The following is a 13,995-nucleotide window of genomic DNA, read 5'->3' as shown; positions in this document are numbered from 1 at the left end:
CGCTTGCCGAGTCGATGCCCTCTCTGGGAACCGTACTTGCCTCCGACGGAGCAATCGTGGAGGGGGCTTCGGGCAGTTACGACCCCGCCGGTTTCCGCATGGAATACGGTCCTGACGGAGAGCCGTTGTTCGTGGAAGAGGGATCCTCCCCCTGGGAACCTGTTCCGCTTGCTGGCGAGCTTGACCTGGATGGCACCTGGTTCCCGCTGGGAGATGGCCTGAGCGGATTTGTCCATGCTATCACAGAGAACGGATCGGATGTGTATGTGGGAGGGCTCTTCACCCTGGCCGGAGGGGGGGCGGGGGTGGTTCTAGCGAACTACATTACCCGATGGGATGGCAGCAGCTGGTCGGCACTGGGAAGCGGGGTGAATGGCTATGTCGAAGCCATCGCCGTGAGCAGCTCGGACATGTATGCGGGAGGGGTGTTCACCCAGGCCGGAGGGACTCCTGCCAATTACATTGCCCGATGGGAACCCGACACGGGGATCGAACCCTCTCTGGAAATTGAATCTAGCGTGCTCCTTGCCTCCCCCAATCCCACGACCGCCGGCATCGAGCTCTCCTTCCAGAGTACCGGGCTTTCCCCTCTGACATTCGAGATCTACGACGCCGCAGGGCGTCTAGTGAGAACGCAGGATCTGGGGATCCTGCCCACAGGCTCCCAGACACACTACTGGGACGGCCTCGACGGGAACGGGAATGCCCTGGCCCAGGGAGTGTACTTCCTGAGGCTCTCCAGTGCCGATCTCGATGCTTCAACGCGGGTGGTGCTGTTGAGGTAGGCGCGCAACATCGACTGGGCGGGCCGCTGTTCTCAGCGGCCCGTTCTCATTGTGAGATCTGTTGGAAAGATCCTTTGGCCAATTCGTCGACTGCATCCGCGTGGGTATGCGGTAAGCTGTATAGCGAGAGCGACTACACCGGGCTTTCCGTCCAGCACGACCGAGCAGTCCGCATGGCGGAACCGTTTCCGCCGGCCGGCCCGTTGCCCGTGCAGGAAGCTCTTCCGGCCTGCAGCACCCTTACGACTCCTGTGCAGAATACTGGGTTTCAAATGCCATTTTCGCTATCCTTGCGATTGCATGCAGGCGCCCGGTATGCGCCGGCTGCGGGCGAAGGGAGTCGGACGGGACAGACCAGAACCTGACCTCAGGCATGACGAGTCCCGGCTCGAGTAGGGGTGCTCGAGTCAGGACAGCCGGTCGGTAGAGGAAGACCATCATGGGGAGGGGCTGCAGTGGGAACACCTGCACTGCCAGGTCATGACGATGTCCGCGCCTACTACGACGAGTTCCTCAGGTATCGGATGACGAGCTACCGGATAGACGGGAATCCGAGGATCGAGGCTGCCATTTCACGGATCCTCCCTCTGCTGCGGGATACCGATCGCGTACTGGACGTAGGCTGCGGGATCGGCATCGTTTCCGAACGCCTGGCCCGCCGTGTCACTGCCGGGAAGGTGCTGGGAATCGACATCAGCCCCATGAACATCTGGTATGCAGAGCGGACGACCCGTGCCGGCAACCTTTCCTTCGCATCACACGAAGCCGTGAACGAACTGGACGCTGCGAGCAGGGAGCTCGGCGGTCCCGCCGACGTCGTGGTGCTCGTGGATTCGATCGAGCACATCCCCGAGGCCGACCGCCCAGGGTTCCTCCGCGGGCTTCGCGGGGTCAGCTCGGATTCCGCGCTTCTCGTCATCACATACCCTTCTCCACAGTATCAGCGGTACCTGCGCGAGAACAACCCGGGCGAACTCCAGGTGATCGACAATTCGATCGAGCTGCCCACACTCGTCGAGGAGGCCGCGTCGGCCGGATACCTGCTCCGCCACTATTCGCTGGAGTACATCTGGCGCCCGGGCGATTACTGCCACGTCATCCTGCAGGCGGGAGGCTCCGACTGCAGCCGCCCCCTGTCTCCGAAACGGAAGAGCATGCTCGTGAGGGCTGTCAGGAAGGCGGAGAGCGTACTGCTCTCCCGCATCATCAGGAGGTACCGGCAGTGGAGGTACGTTGACAGGGTCTTCCGACGGATCCGCGATCACCGTTCCGGAGAGGGGAGTATTGCGGAGGCATCATGAGCAGAAAGGCGGGCGATGGGGGATCATCCGGCCCCGACACTCGATCATGAGAGGTTCCTGGAGGCGCTGACCGCATTCCTCGACCATGTCATGCCCGCATGCGACCGGGTCGAGTACAGGCTGGTGGGCACGGGAGCGGCCCTTCTGCACGGGGTGTCGCTGCCGGCTGCGGATATCGACATCCTGGCGAGGGCACGCGGCGGAGTCGATGCCTTTGTAGCCGCCCTGTCACCGTTCAGATGCCTCGAAGCACCAGCCTGGCTCGCCTGTTCGCGGCAGTACTACGCCAACTACGAGGTGAAGGGCGTCGAAGTCGGTATCAGCACCGTGGAGGTGGACTCCGCGGTCGACACCAGGGAGACCTTCGGCCTCGGCCCGTGGGAGCGGTTCTCACTCATGCCCTGCGGCCGCCACGCTGTGCCGACCGTCGCGCTGGAACTCCGCCTCGTCACCGAACTCATCCGCAGCCGGCCCGACCGATCCGAACCACTCGTCAGGCACATGCAGCGTCACGGCTGCGACCTCGGATTCCTCCGGAGATGTCTCGAGGAGGCAGAGATCCCACAGCCGATGCGGATCGAGGTTCTGGGCAGGCTCGGAGAGAAGTCCGGGCCGGCCCGTGGACAAATACCTAGCACGATGGTAGATTAAGACAAACCCCCACCGGAAGGCGGTCCATGTACAGACTGCTCGCTATTGCCGGGATCCTGTGCGGGATCTGCTCGGCTGCCGTCACCGTAGGCAGCCCCGAGATCGCCACCATGGATCCGTTCTGCGCATCTTGAGGCTCCCTCAACCGCTATCAGGTGATAGCGCTTTCCGGGGAGATGTCCGGGGCCATGACCATCGAGACCGTAGCATGGCAGAGGGGCGGGTCCGCCGGGTCCTCCACCGGCACCTACAACAACTTCAAGCTCTACATGGGCCTGGCCTCTGCTGACGTCCTGTCTAACACCTTCGCCGACAACTACATCGCCGGGACGAGGACCCTCGTGTACCAGACCTCCCAGCAGGTCATGTCAGCCGGCGCCGACGAGTGGATGACGATCACCCTCGACACCCCGTACTGGTACAACGGCACCGACAACCTGGTGTTCGAGCTCGAATGGCAGGGCGGCGCCAACATGTTCTACACCTACATGTGGAACACCGGCGCACCCCGCGGCCTGATGAACAAGACGGACCTCTCGTCCCCCACGGGAACGCTCTCCAACAACATGTCGGAGCTCAGGTTCGACGGTTCGATGGCCCTCGACCCCATGACCTTCGGTGAGATAAAGGCGGAATTCGGATTGTAGAAGACAGAGGCAAGCATCCGAAGCTAGCGCCTTCTGCGGCCCCGGGAGTGACATCCCGGGGCCACTCACGTAGGAATGAGCTGGCCCTGACAGCTGCATGCCATCAATCGATCTATTAGCCTGGCGGGCAGCGAGAAGACCCGCAGCACACTCTCCTGCCGGCTCCGCCGTGAGCCGGCAGAGAACTTGCGTCATGGCTGGAGTCATGGTCTCCCGCTGTCTGCCTCCGGCAGATAGCTGGCGACGCCTTCATTTCCGCTGAGCGGAAATGAAAAGGAAGCGACAGCATGGTTCGCGAAGCGAACCTGCGAGAGCGATTACGGGCGGCTGGGTGCAGGCGCCTGGCCTTGATGCGATAGTCCGGTTTAGCGTCAGCGGATCAGGACTCCTGCCGGCTCCGCCGTGAGCCGGCAGAGAACCTGCGTCATGGCCGGAGTCATGGTCTCCCGCTGTCTGCCTCCGGCAGATAGCTGGCGACGCCGTGATCCCGCACCGGCGGGATCACGGGAATGACATCCCGGGGCCGCTTGTATAATCATCGGGCTGTCGAAACGGATACTTTCGGAATGGAGGCGCGTGTGAACCCGCTCCTGCTGACCGCGCTGCTGGTGGCGCTCGTTTCCACCGCGTGCCTGGCCGGGGCCTCCGCCGCACGGAAGGCCGGGAGAGAGAGCCGGATAACGGCCGGAAAGGCCGGCTCGATGGACAGGGACGAGATCTACAGGATGCTCTCGCGGGTCGAGAAGATGGAGGAGCCCGAACTCGTGATGGGCGCCATGTGCTACGAGCCCGTGGCGATGCCGGCCGTGACCGAGTACCTCTGTCCGGTCTGCGGCGAGAAGACGGTGTACGACAGATCCTACGACGCCTTCTACATGATCACCGGGCTCTTCGAGACGAGGGCGCTCTTCGCCGAACTCGATTCGGTGTCGACCCTGGACATGGCGCTCGACGAGTCCTCCCTCTGCTCGGCATGCCGGTCCGATTCGACCACCGAGCCGGCGCTGGTGCTCCGTGTGACATGGGATGACGGCCGGACGAACGCCTCGACTGTGACGGCCGAGGATCTGCGCATGCTCGTCGGCTTCATGTCGGGAAGGCTCGACTATGTGAGCGTGAACGACGGGACTTTCCCGCTGAAGCAGAACCTCGACAGGATCAGGGAGATCCTGGGGATGGACCGGGAGGGCGGAGATCCCTGCTCCGACGGCGGATGCGGGGCCTCCTGCCCCGGGGGAGGATGCAGGTGAACCCGCTTCTGCTGATACTGCTGCTGGTGCTCGCCCTGTCGGCCGCCGGGGCCGCGGGAGCCAGGGGACTGGCAAAGAGGAGCAGGACCGTGACGGCAGCGAGCATCAAGTCGATGTCCGTGAGAGAGGTGACGCACCTCCTCGAGGCCGTCGCCAGGGAGCCGGAGCCGGAGTATGTCATGGGTGCGATGTGCTACGCGGCGATGCCCATGCCCGACATAACTGAGTACGTCTGCCCGGTCTGCGGCGAGAAGACCGTCTACCGGGACGCGGACCACGCGTTCCTGCTCTGGCAGATCGATACCGCCCGCTCGCTCGTATCGGAGATCCAGGCAGCCGGCACTCTCGACGTGGCACTCGACGAGACAGGCTTCTGCAGCTTCTGCTCGCCCGATTCGGTCACACCCGGGCTCCGCCTCGTGGTCACCTACGAGGACGGAACCACAGTCACCCCCTCGGTCGACGTCGAGGACATCAGGATGCTCGCCGGACTGCTGACCGGGCAGCTCTACTACGAGACCTCGAACGAATCGCAGTCCCCTCTGCGCCCCAACCTCGAGAGGCTGGGCGACCTCCTCGGGATCGAGATCGAAGTCGAATGAAGGGCATGAGGGCCCGGTCCTTCCTGCCCAGGACGGCAGTGCTCGAGACCACGTACGCGTGCAACCACCGGTGCATCTACTGCTCGTGCCCGTGGGAGCGCGGTGACGGAAGCTTCGACAGGCGCCCGGAGATGGTGACCGCCGAATGGAGGGAACTGGTCTCCGAGCTGTGCGACGCGGGAGTGACCAGCCTCGCATTCACCGGAGGAGAGTCGCTGCTGCGGGATGACCTGTTCGACATCCTCCGCCACGCTTCTGCCTGCACGGCGGAGCACATCGAGACGGTCGACGGCGAACTGAGGATCGAGCATCGCCCGCCTGAGCTGTACCTGCTCTCCAACGGGAGGCTGATCGACCGGAGGGTTCTGGAGGAATGCCGGGAACTGGGCGTAAGGCTCAGCCTGAGCCTTCCCGGCCTCGACACCTACGAGGCGCATACCGGGCTCGACGGAGCGGACAGGGTGCTCGAAGGCTTCCGCGGGGCGAAGGCGCTGGGAATCCCGGTGACGGCCAACATCACCGTGACGAAACTCAACCTGCACGAGCTGGAGCGGACGATGGCCGCGGCGGTCATCGCGGGCGCAAGCCAGGTGCTGCTCAACCGCTTCCTGCCCGGGGGAAGGGGTCTTTCGCACCGTGAGAGGCTCGAGCTGTCGGCTGCGGAGGTCAGGGAGATGCTCTCGATCGCCGACAGGGTGCTGGACGCGGCGGGACGGCCAGGTTCGCTGGGTACCGAGACCCCGTTCTGCGTCGCCGACCCCGCCTGCTACCCGCACATCAAGATAGGCACCCACTGCTCGGCGGCCATCCACTTCTTCGCCATCGATCCTTCCGGATGGGTCAGGGTGTGCAACCATTCCGAGACGAGGCTCGCGCACTGGAGGGAGTGGCGCAGGCTGAAGGACGACGAATACTGGAAGACCTTCGCATTCAGGCGGCACGGCCCGGCGGCGTGCTCGGGCTGCCGGTACAGGCCGTCCTGCGACGCCGGCTGCCGGGAGGCCGCACACATAACGACAGGGAGCCTCGCAGCACCCGACCCGGTCATGCCGCCAGCCGGATGCACCTTCGCACAGCCGGCCGCGGCGCGGGGAGCACTCACGGAAATGGAGTCCACGACGGAATGAACGCGATCATCATGGCTGCGGTGCTCTCGGCCCAGCAGTTCCACTACGGCCACTTCCTGGAGGGTGCGGAGACGACCGTCTTCGAGGCAGGATCGCCGCTTCTGGCGGACAGTTCCGTCGGAGCCTCCCGGATTGCCGAACTGCCTGCAGGACTTCCGGTCAGCATACTCGAACCGGGCGGGGACTGGTGCCGTGTCGAGGCCGGCAGCGGCTCCTACCGCTTTGCAGGCGCCGGGGCCACGGGCTGGGTCGAGTCGGAAGACCTCGCGCTTGTCTCCCTGATGACCTCGGACGGGCTCCTCCAGCTCGGTATCACAGGATACGGCGAGACCGGACAGCCCGAAGGCGAGGCCAGGTTGTTCGTGGAGGACGGCTCGCTCCTGTCATGCCCCGTGGAGATCTGGCGTTTCTCGGAGGAGGGCAGGCTCCACTACTGTGTGGATGCGTCGGAAGTACCGTCCGAAGGGCTTTCGGGCGTCGAGACGGCCTTCGTCCTGAGCTTCATCTACGAGGCCTGCGGCTACCTCAACAGCGACATCCTGATGATCGCGACGACGGGCGAGCTGGTTCAGGGCCCCGAGGCGGCGTCGGTCTCGGAAGCGGGCATCTTCAGACACTCCTCGGCTCTGGTCCTCCCACCCGAGCTGGGGGAGGACGACGTGGTCGAGGTCTCGACCCGGCATACGGAATGGATCGAGGAAGGCGACTCGCTCGTCACGTCGCTCGACGAAACCAGCTTCACGAGATACGGCTGGAACGGGCGGTTCTTCGAACTGGAACCCTAGGGCGCCGTCAGCAGGACCACCTTCGAAACCGAGTCGGCCGTGCCCCTGCAGGCGCGGATGAAGTAGACGCCCGTGGCGGCAGCCTCGCCCGATGCGTGCCGGCCGTCCCAGACCATCTCGTGCTCGCCCTGCAGGAGCCACCCGTCCGAGAGCGTCGTTACGAGGCGCCCGGCCAGGTCGTACACTCCGACGTACACGTTCCCGGATGCCGGAAGCCCGAGAGTCGCCGAAACCGTTCCGGTCGAGGGGTTCGGATGCGCGGCCCCGAGTGCGAGCGACGCCGGGAGAAGCCCGCCGGGACCCGCGGCCGGGATGCCCCTGATCTCGACGTCGTCGATGTTCCAGCCGCAGAAGCGCCAGCCGTCGTTGGTCGGGCCCATGACCCACCTCAGATATACGCACTGCTCGCCGTCGGCCAGGCCGGAGATGTCGTACTCGACCTCCACCCATTCCGAATCGCTCTGGTCCATGTAGACCTCGGCATTGCTCCAGACCGTGCTCCACTCCTTCATGTCCGTGCTCGCGAGGATCGCCGCCTCGTCGAAGCCGTTCACCTGCACGCCGAGCCAGCGCATGAACCGGAGCGATGTCCCGCTCAGGTTCGAGCAGTCGATCGGCCCCGTCGTGGCGCTCAGGCAGGGCAGCAGGTTCTCGTAGTCGCCCTCGAGGTTGTATCCCAGCACACAGCTCCCGGTGGCCCCGGAGGCCGGGTCGGGATGGCCGTGCTCCCCTCCGCCGCCCTGCGGGACTCCCCAGGCCCACAGTGGATCCATCTCCCAGCCGGGATCGGAGGACATGTCCCAGGAATGGACGGTGACGGCCCCGCCGACGAGCAGTTGCACGGGTATCTGGGCCGTGGTCCCCGACGTGCAGTCGTCCACCAGGATCATCGCGCCGTAGGCCCCGCCATCGAGCAGCGCCGCGTTGGCGTTGATCTCGAAGCCCGCCTGCACGGTTCCTCCGGGTTCGAGCACGCCGAGGGACGGGCCCGTCACCGAGAGCCAGTCGACCGACGGCTCGACCCCGATCGAGTACTCGTGGGGCTCCACAGAGAAGGCCGTGACATCCAGGCCGAACTGGGCCGGCTCGAAGGGCCCTCCGCACGGTCCCTCGACGATGACCGGTCCGCCCGGCGTCACATGCAGCCCGGATGTCGAGCCCAGGAGCTTGATGCAGAAGTTGCCGGTCCCGGGGAACGGGTTGCCGTCCCATCCCTGGAAGTCGGCCCAGTTCCCGGAGCCGTCCCTGTAGAAGCTCTCGCCTTCCGAGGCCGAGGATTCGACGATCGTCCTGTAGCTCGCCCCGAGAAGGACCGGTACGTCGGAAGTCCTGTCGTAGGGCTGGCCTCCGCGGTCCAGGGCGAGCACGGCGTAGAGGCTGTCCCCATCCACCGTCTCGAACGGCTCCGGGAAGTCGACGGTGTGGTACCCGGCATGGACGAACATCCCCGAGTCGGATGCCAGCATACCGTACGGCTCTCCGCCGTCGAAGCCCGAGTAGACCGAGAGCGCCCAGACAGTGCTGTCGGAGGCGGTGAAGAAGCCGCCCGAGGAGACCAGCATCGGCGATCCGGTGACGAATGCGTTCATGGCCTCGGCTGTTCCGGCCATGGTGTCCCGCCAGCCGTGGAGGTCGTGGTAGAGCACGCAGTCATAGCGCATGGGCTCCACATCGCGGAAGGACACTGCGCCCATCTGCGGTTCGTGCCCGGCCCAGCGGTCGTGGTAGGAGATCCAGAAGCAGCCGTCGAGACCCCATCCCGCGCCCCAGCTGTTCTTGCAGAGCCAAGCCCCGGGCTCGGGGGCCTGCGTCTGGAGGGTGTCGTTCCAGCCGATGATGGCGATCGCGTGGTTGGGCGGTTCTTCGCTCGACGGGGGCTGGTAGTGGATGTAATCCTGGATGTACTCCTCGGAATAGCACATGCAGGTGCCCATCACGCCGTACTGCATGACGGCTTCCTTGATCTCGTCGATCCTCCCGAGGTCGTCACCGGCGGTGTACCATTCGATGTGCCTCGGATAGTAGACGTGATAGCCGGGGGAGTACTGGAGGGGCGCGGGATCGTAAGACTGCCCGTCCGTGTCCCTGACCGCCCCGTCGCCCCTCGTGAGATAGGCCGAAGCGACCATGTAGTCGCCCCCGAAGTGCACGGTCAGGCCGCTGCCGGAGACCGGGTCGACATCTCCGTTCCAGTTGTCGTTGAAGCCGTTCCACCAGTCGAGGTGGTATTCCGCCAGGTCGGGCTCTCCCTCCTCGCCGGCCGATTCCCAGACGCCGGTCATCAGCAGGTTGCCCTCGATGGCCGCCATCGTGCCGTGCGTCCAGCAGGTGCCGCCCTCCTGGCTCTTGATCGAGGTGACGAAGCACTCTCCATCCACGTCCCTGAGGTCGAATGCGACCGGCAGGGCAGCGCACGGCAGGGCCGCCGCCAGTAGAAGGATGATGTACCCCTCGCGTAATCCTGATACGGGTGTTCCCATTTCTCCTCCGGAGTGGCGTGACCCTAGACCGTGCCTGACCGCGTTCAGATAATCCTGTGATGGAGAGCGGACCTTGTCCATATCCCGGGAACACGGAGCCTGGCGACGCCAGCGCCCGGTCCTCTTCCGGAGGGATCGTCATCATCGCCGACAGGGACGGCATCGTCGCCGTCTCCAAGCCGGAGGGCATGGCATCGGTCCCCGACCGCCGGGGCTCTCCCGGCGACCTCCATTCGATGCTCCAGGAGATCCTCGGCGCCAGGCTCTACGTCGTCCACAGGCTCGACAGGCCCACGAGCGGCGTGATCCTCTTCGCGAGGACCGCTCCGGTCCATCGGGCGCTCTGCATGGCGTTCCAGTCCGGGGGAGCCGCCAAGACGTACCATGCCGTCGTCCTCGGCCATCTCGAGGACCGCACGATCTCGCTGCCCCTCAGGCGCTTCGGGTCGGGCAGGGTCTGGGTGGACGAAGCCCGTGGGAAGCCTTGCACGACCGTCGTGAAGGTCCTGGAGCACGGCACCGGATTCACGCTGGCCGAGGCTCGTCCGCATACCGGCAGGCTGCACCAGATCCGGGCCCATCTGGCCGCGGTCGGTCACCCCGTGGCCGGTGACACGGTCTATTCGAAGGATTCGTGTGTTGCCTGGCCCAGGCTGATGCTGCACGCATCCAGGATAGAAGTGCAGTCGTCGGGAGGGGGGGCCGTCTTCGAAGCGCCCCTCCCGGAAGCATTCAGGTTCTTGCTCGGCAGGGCCCGGACCGGGGCCCCGGGGGAGGAGTGACGCGATGGAGAGAGCCGACTGGACTGGTGAGTTCCCGGGTTCCGTGGTGGTCACCGATGCTGGAGGGACGATCCTCTACATGAACGGAAGGGCCGCCGAGACCTTCGCATCCGAAGGCGGCTCGGCGCTCGTGGGGCGCGACGTCAGGGAAGTCCATCCCCCTGCAGCGAGGGTGAAGGTCGATCGGCTGTTCGAGACGAAGCGCCTCAACGCCTATACGATCGAGAAGAACGGCGTTCGCAAGCTCGTATACCAGAGCCCGTGGTTCAGCGGTGGCGAGTTCGCCGGATTCGTGGAGCTGTCGCTTCCCATTCCCGCAGACATGCCGCATTTCGTACGCGGAACGAAGGCGGGCGGGACGTCGTAGACATCCCGCCCGCCGTGTTCTGCTCCCGGGTGCGGTGTGACCTACCAGGCCAGCGATACCGCCAGCACCGCCAGGGAGACCGCGAGGACAGCGGGCAGGGCGCAGCCCGTCAGGAAGCACCCCCTCCTGCGGGTCGTGTCGCCGCTGTCGACGGGGGTGGAGTAGTCCTGCTGCTGCTCCTGGTAGGACCTGTCCCTGTCCGCCATGGACTTCGTGCCGCCGTCCCTGCCGATCTCCTTCTGGACTGAGCCGCCGGCAGGCCTGGGCGGCTTGTAGGCAGGCTTGGTATGCCCGGCGGAGTTCTTCTTGAAGAATCCCCCGCCGCCCATCTTACCGCCGATCGAGGACCCCTTGCCCCTGGACATGCCTTCCTTGCCCATCTCGACCTCCGGTTGTCGGGAATTCCACGGGAATACTAACGAGGAGGCCTCCCCGGCGGAAGCCCGGAAGGGCCGGGGCGGGATCGATGCCCTATCTTACCGGCATCACTTCATGGCGCTGACGGCGGTTCACGGGAGGATCGCGATGCTCTACAGGAGATTCGGACGCACCGGAGCGCAGGTTTCCGCACTCGGATTCGGATGCATGAGGTTCCTGTCCAGGAAGAGGGCGCCGACCTGGGGCGCGAACGTGGATGTGGCCGGGGCCGTCTCCCTGCTCCACGAGGCCAGGCAGGCGGGTGTGAACTACTTCGACACCGCCTACAACTACCACGCCGGGACGAGCGAGCGGATCGTCGGCAGGTTCCTGTCGGAGATCCCGCGCGACTCCGTGTTCGTGGCCACCAAGAGCCCGGTGTGGAAGATGAGGAAGCCGTCGGATTTCAAGAGATATCTCTCCATCCAGCTCAGGAGGCTGGGCACCGGCAGGATCGACTTCTACCTGCTACACGGCCTGGACGCGGAGTCGTTCGCGAAGTGCAGGGAACTGGGTGCCCTGGAGTTCCTGGAGGCCGAGATCGGGCGCGGCAGGATCGGGCATGCCGGCTTCTCCTTCCACGATGCCCCCCACGTCTTCCCGGCGATCGTCGATTCCTTCGACTGGGGCTTCTGCCTCATGCAGTACAACCTCGTCGACGCGAACAGCCAGGCCGGCACGGCGGGGCTCCGTTACGCGGCCTCGAAGGGGATGGGCGTGGCTGTCATGGAGCCGCTTCGCGGCGGTGATCTCGTGAGGGGCATGCCCGACGCCGTGAAGAAGGGCTGGGCCGGGCAGCCGGAGTTCACGCCCGCCCAGCACTGCCTCCGATGGATATGGGATCAGCCGGAGGTGTCGGTCGTCCTCAGCGGCATGGGCACCCGCGACCAGCTCGCGGAGAATGTCGCGGCGGCCTCGGCCACGCCGCCGGGGTCCCTCGCACCGGCCGGGCGCGATCTCTGCACCCGCATGCAGTCGGCCTACCTGGGCTTGAGGAAGACGGGCTGCACGCGCTGCGGCTATTGCCTGCCATGCCCTTCGGGGGTGTTCATCCCGAGGGTTCTGGACCTGATGGACGAGCGTTCGATGTTCCCCGAGTCGCCCGGCCCGTCCATGAGCTACGGCATGTGGCTGCCGGCCGCGAACCGCGCGGACAGGTGCACGTCGTGCGGCTCGTGCGAGTCGCGGTGCCCGCAGCACCTGCCCGTGACGAAGCTCCTCGCGGAGGCTCACGCGGCTCTGACGGGCGGGGCCTCCGGGAGCTGACCGGCTAGATCCTCAGCGCCAGGGACACCCGGATGACGGGATACACGCCGACGCCGTTGAGGTCGTTCTCTACGGAGTCCTCCTCGCCCTCGAGGGCATCCGCCAGCTCCTGCTCCATGCCCGTGGGCAGCGACCCTCCCTCGTGCCGGAGCTCCACGGAGTACGACTGCACCACGATACCGAAGTCGGTGGACAGGCCTAGCCCTCCGCCGGGCCATCCCGCCCCGTCGAAGCCGATACCGAGATAGGGAGCCACGGGGTCCATCGAAACCGTGCCTCTGACCACTCCAACCTCCCCGGGTGACCAGACCCTTCCCCCGAGCTCGACGGGAGAGCTCGTGTCGATGGCCACGCCCATGTCGCCCGAGCTGAATGCGGCGCCTCCCGAGAGCCTGAAGGAGCCTCCCGAGGGATGCAGGTCGAGCAGGACCGAAGTCCAGCCCATCGAGGCGTCCACCTCGTAGGGCAGGCCGTGCCAGGTGACCGATCCCGCACCGGAGAGTACCGTGTGGGAGATCCTGAGCGAAGCCCTCTCGCCGAGACCTATCCCTGCCTCGGCCCCGGCGCCGGTGGTTCCCGCCAGGGCCCCGAGCGCCACCGGGCCGGCCGCCGCGCCTGCATCTGAGTGGATCGGAGCCAGGAGCATCACCGCCGCGAGGACAGCCGCTCCGGGTGGGAGGAAAGGTCGGATTGTGAACACTGCGGGGTCCTTCCGGTGTCCCTCCACCGCCCCGATCATCCAACGCCCGCGCTGGCGCAGGGGTTCCCGCGCCGCACGGCCGGCCCGTGCCGCTTCGTCCTCGACCTTCGTGTGCGCGTTTCGACATATTGCCGGTTCGGAACGGACTGAAAGTCCATATTGGAAAGACCGGAAGGCTTTTATGAACCTCTTCGACGTGATGTCCCCCGAGCGGATCAGGATCCTCGGATCCGGAACGAAGTCCGGAGCCCTGAAGGAGCTGACCGATCTCCTCGCCGCCACCGGAGTCGTCGCCGACCCCGGCGAGCTCGAGAGGCTGATCCTCGAGCGGGAATCCCTCATGAGCACGGGCATCGGCCTCGGGATAGCCGTGCCCCACGCCCGCATCTCGGGGCTCTCCACCTCATGCATAGCCTTCGGGATAAGGCCCGAGGGGATCCCCGACTACGAGTCGATAGACGGATCGCCCGTGCGGATCGTGGCGATGATCATCACCGGGACGCAGCGGCAGAGGGAGTACATCGAGCTCCTGTCATCCCTCGCGAGGCTCTTCAAGGACGAGTCCGCACGAGAGAGGGTGCTCTCCGCCAGAACCTCGAAGGAGCTGTGGGAGACACTGATGCACGAGCGTTCGGGCCTCCTGGCCTGATTCGTTCCGCACCGGGCCGCGAGCCGCCGGGGCGGCAGCCCCCCATGACACCATCCACGGTCGATCCCGTGGTTGATGCAGTGGGAGTAGGCGATGATGATGCTGGGCCCCTCGTAGGACTCGGCCTCGACGAATGCCCTGACGGCCTGGGCGTAGTTCGCGCCCATGGCTATCCTGGCCACGTAG

Annotated in this window: 15 protein-coding genes; 12 read left to right on the top strand and 3 right to left on the bottom strand. The window is 65.7% G+C overall.

All coding sequences use genetic code 11. The annotated features are described in order from the left end of the window. The 8 genes from QUS11_08470 to QUS11_08435 all read left to right on the top strand — a co-directional run. Nucleotides 1-785, top strand: a 785-nt coding sequence (locus QUS11_08470; protein MDM7993333.1) for a FlgD immunoglobulin-like domain containing protein, incomplete at its 5' end; no start/stop codon positions are given. A 455-nt stretch (nucleotides 786-1,240) separates the two neighbouring features. After that, nucleotides 1,241-2,086 carry a methyltransferase domain-containing protein gene (locus QUS11_08465; protein ID MDM7993332.1) on the top strand — a complete coding sequence of 282 codons (846 nt, stop codon included), beginning with the start codon at nucleotides 1,241-1,243 and terminating at the stop codon, nucleotides 2,084-2,086. Between the two features lie 15 nt (nucleotides 2,087-2,101). Beyond that, the gene (locus tag QUS11_08460; GenBank protein MDM7993331.1) at nucleotides 2,102-2,737 is read left to right on the top strand and encodes a hypothetical protein; all 636 of its coding nucleotides are present in this window, start codon (nucleotides 2,102-2,104) and stop codon (nucleotides 2,735-2,737) included. Nucleotides 2,738-2,892: 155 nt separating this feature from the next. Beyond that, entirely contained in the window at nucleotides 2,893-3,384 is a 492-nt protein-coding gene (locus QUS11_08455; protein MDM7993330.1) for a hypothetical protein, read from the top strand. A 578-nt stretch (nucleotides 3,385-3,962) separates the two neighbouring features. Continuing rightward, the gene (locus QUS11_08450; GenBank protein MDM7993329.1) at nucleotides 3,963-4,634 is read left to right on the top strand and encodes a hypothetical protein; all 672 of its coding nucleotides are present in this window, start codon (nucleotides 3,963-3,965) and stop codon (nucleotides 4,632-4,634) included. After that, nucleotides 4,631-5,236, top strand: a complete 606-nt coding sequence (locus QUS11_08445; GenBank protein ID MDM7993328.1) for a hypothetical protein — start codon at nucleotides 4,631-4,633, stop codon at nucleotides 5,234-5,236. Before QUS11_08450 ends, QUS11_08445 begins: the two co-directional genes overlap by 4 nt. After that, complete coding sequence (locus QUS11_08440; protein ID MDM7993327.1) at nucleotides 5,233-6,363, top strand: radical SAM protein; 1,131 nt, start codon at nucleotides 5,233-5,235, stop codon at nucleotides 6,361-6,363. Before QUS11_08445 ends, QUS11_08440 begins: the two co-directional genes overlap by 4 nt. Further along, entirely contained in the window at nucleotides 6,360-7,148 is a 789-nt protein-coding gene (locus QUS11_08435; GenBank protein ID MDM7993326.1) for an SH3 domain-containing protein, read from the top strand. Before QUS11_08440 ends, QUS11_08435 begins: the two co-directional genes overlap by 4 nt. Here the strand turns inward: QUS11_08435 and QUS11_08430 are convergent. Then, nucleotides 7,145-9,628 (bottom strand): lectin like domain-containing protein, encoded by a 2,484-nt coding sequence (locus tag QUS11_08430; GenBank protein ID MDM7993325.1) that lies wholly within the window; start codon nucleotides 9,626-9,628, stop codon nucleotides 7,145-7,147. The genes QUS11_08435 and QUS11_08430 overlap by 4 nt on opposite strands. Before the next feature lie 59 nt (nucleotides 9,629-9,687). Between QUS11_08430 and QUS11_08425 the strand changes: the two genes are divergently transcribed. Further along, nucleotides 9,688-10,410 carry an RluA family pseudouridine synthase gene (locus QUS11_08425; protein MDM7993324.1) on the top strand — a complete coding sequence of 241 codons (723 nt, stop codon included), beginning with the start codon at nucleotides 9,688-9,690 and terminating at the stop codon, nucleotides 10,408-10,410. Between the two features lie 4 nt (nucleotides 10,411-10,414). Then, nucleotides 10,415-10,777, top strand: coding sequence for a hypothetical protein (locus tag QUS11_08420; GenBank protein ID MDM7993323.1), 363 nt, complete (start codon nucleotides 10,415-10,417; stop codon nucleotides 10,775-10,777). A gap of 41 nt (nucleotides 10,778-10,818) precedes the next feature. Here QUS11_08420 and QUS11_08415 read toward each other — a convergent pair whose 3' ends face one another. Next, nucleotides 10,819-11,157, bottom strand: a complete 339-nt coding sequence (locus tag QUS11_08415) for a hypothetical protein (protein MDM7993322.1) — start codon at nucleotides 11,155-11,157, stop codon at nucleotides 10,819-10,821. 145 nt (nucleotides 11,158-11,302) lie between these two features. On the opposite strand from QUS11_08415, the gene QUS11_08410 reads away from it, so the two are divergent. Beyond that, the gene (locus QUS11_08410; protein MDM7993321.1) at nucleotides 11,303-12,460 is read left to right on the top strand and encodes an aldo/keto reductase; all 1,158 of its coding nucleotides are present in this window, start codon (nucleotides 11,303-11,305) and stop codon (nucleotides 12,458-12,460) included. Between the two features lie 4 nt (nucleotides 12,461-12,464). Here the strand turns inward: QUS11_08410 and QUS11_08405 are convergent, their stop codons facing one another. After that, on the bottom strand, nucleotides 12,465-13,106 hold the full coding sequence (locus tag QUS11_08405) for a hypothetical protein (protein MDM7993320.1): 642 nt from the start codon (nucleotides 13,104-13,106) through the stop codon (nucleotides 12,465-12,467). 235 nt (nucleotides 13,107-13,341) lie between these two features. On the opposite strand from QUS11_08405, the gene QUS11_08400 reads away from it, so the two are divergent. After that, nucleotides 13,342-13,809, top strand: a complete 468-nt coding sequence (locus QUS11_08400; protein MDM7993319.1) for a PTS sugar transporter subunit IIA — start codon at nucleotides 13,342-13,344, stop codon at nucleotides 13,807-13,809. Nucleotides 13,810-13,995 lie beyond the last annotated feature (186 nt).

The sequence above is a fragment of the Candidatus Fermentibacter sp. genome (genome assembly GCA_030373045.1).
Classification (GTDB): domain Bacteria; phylum Fermentibacterota; class Fermentibacteria; order Fermentibacterales; family Fermentibacteraceae; genus Fermentibacter.
Note: the sequence above shows the minus strand (reverse complement) of the source record. Positions and strands in the feature narration are given on the sequence as shown.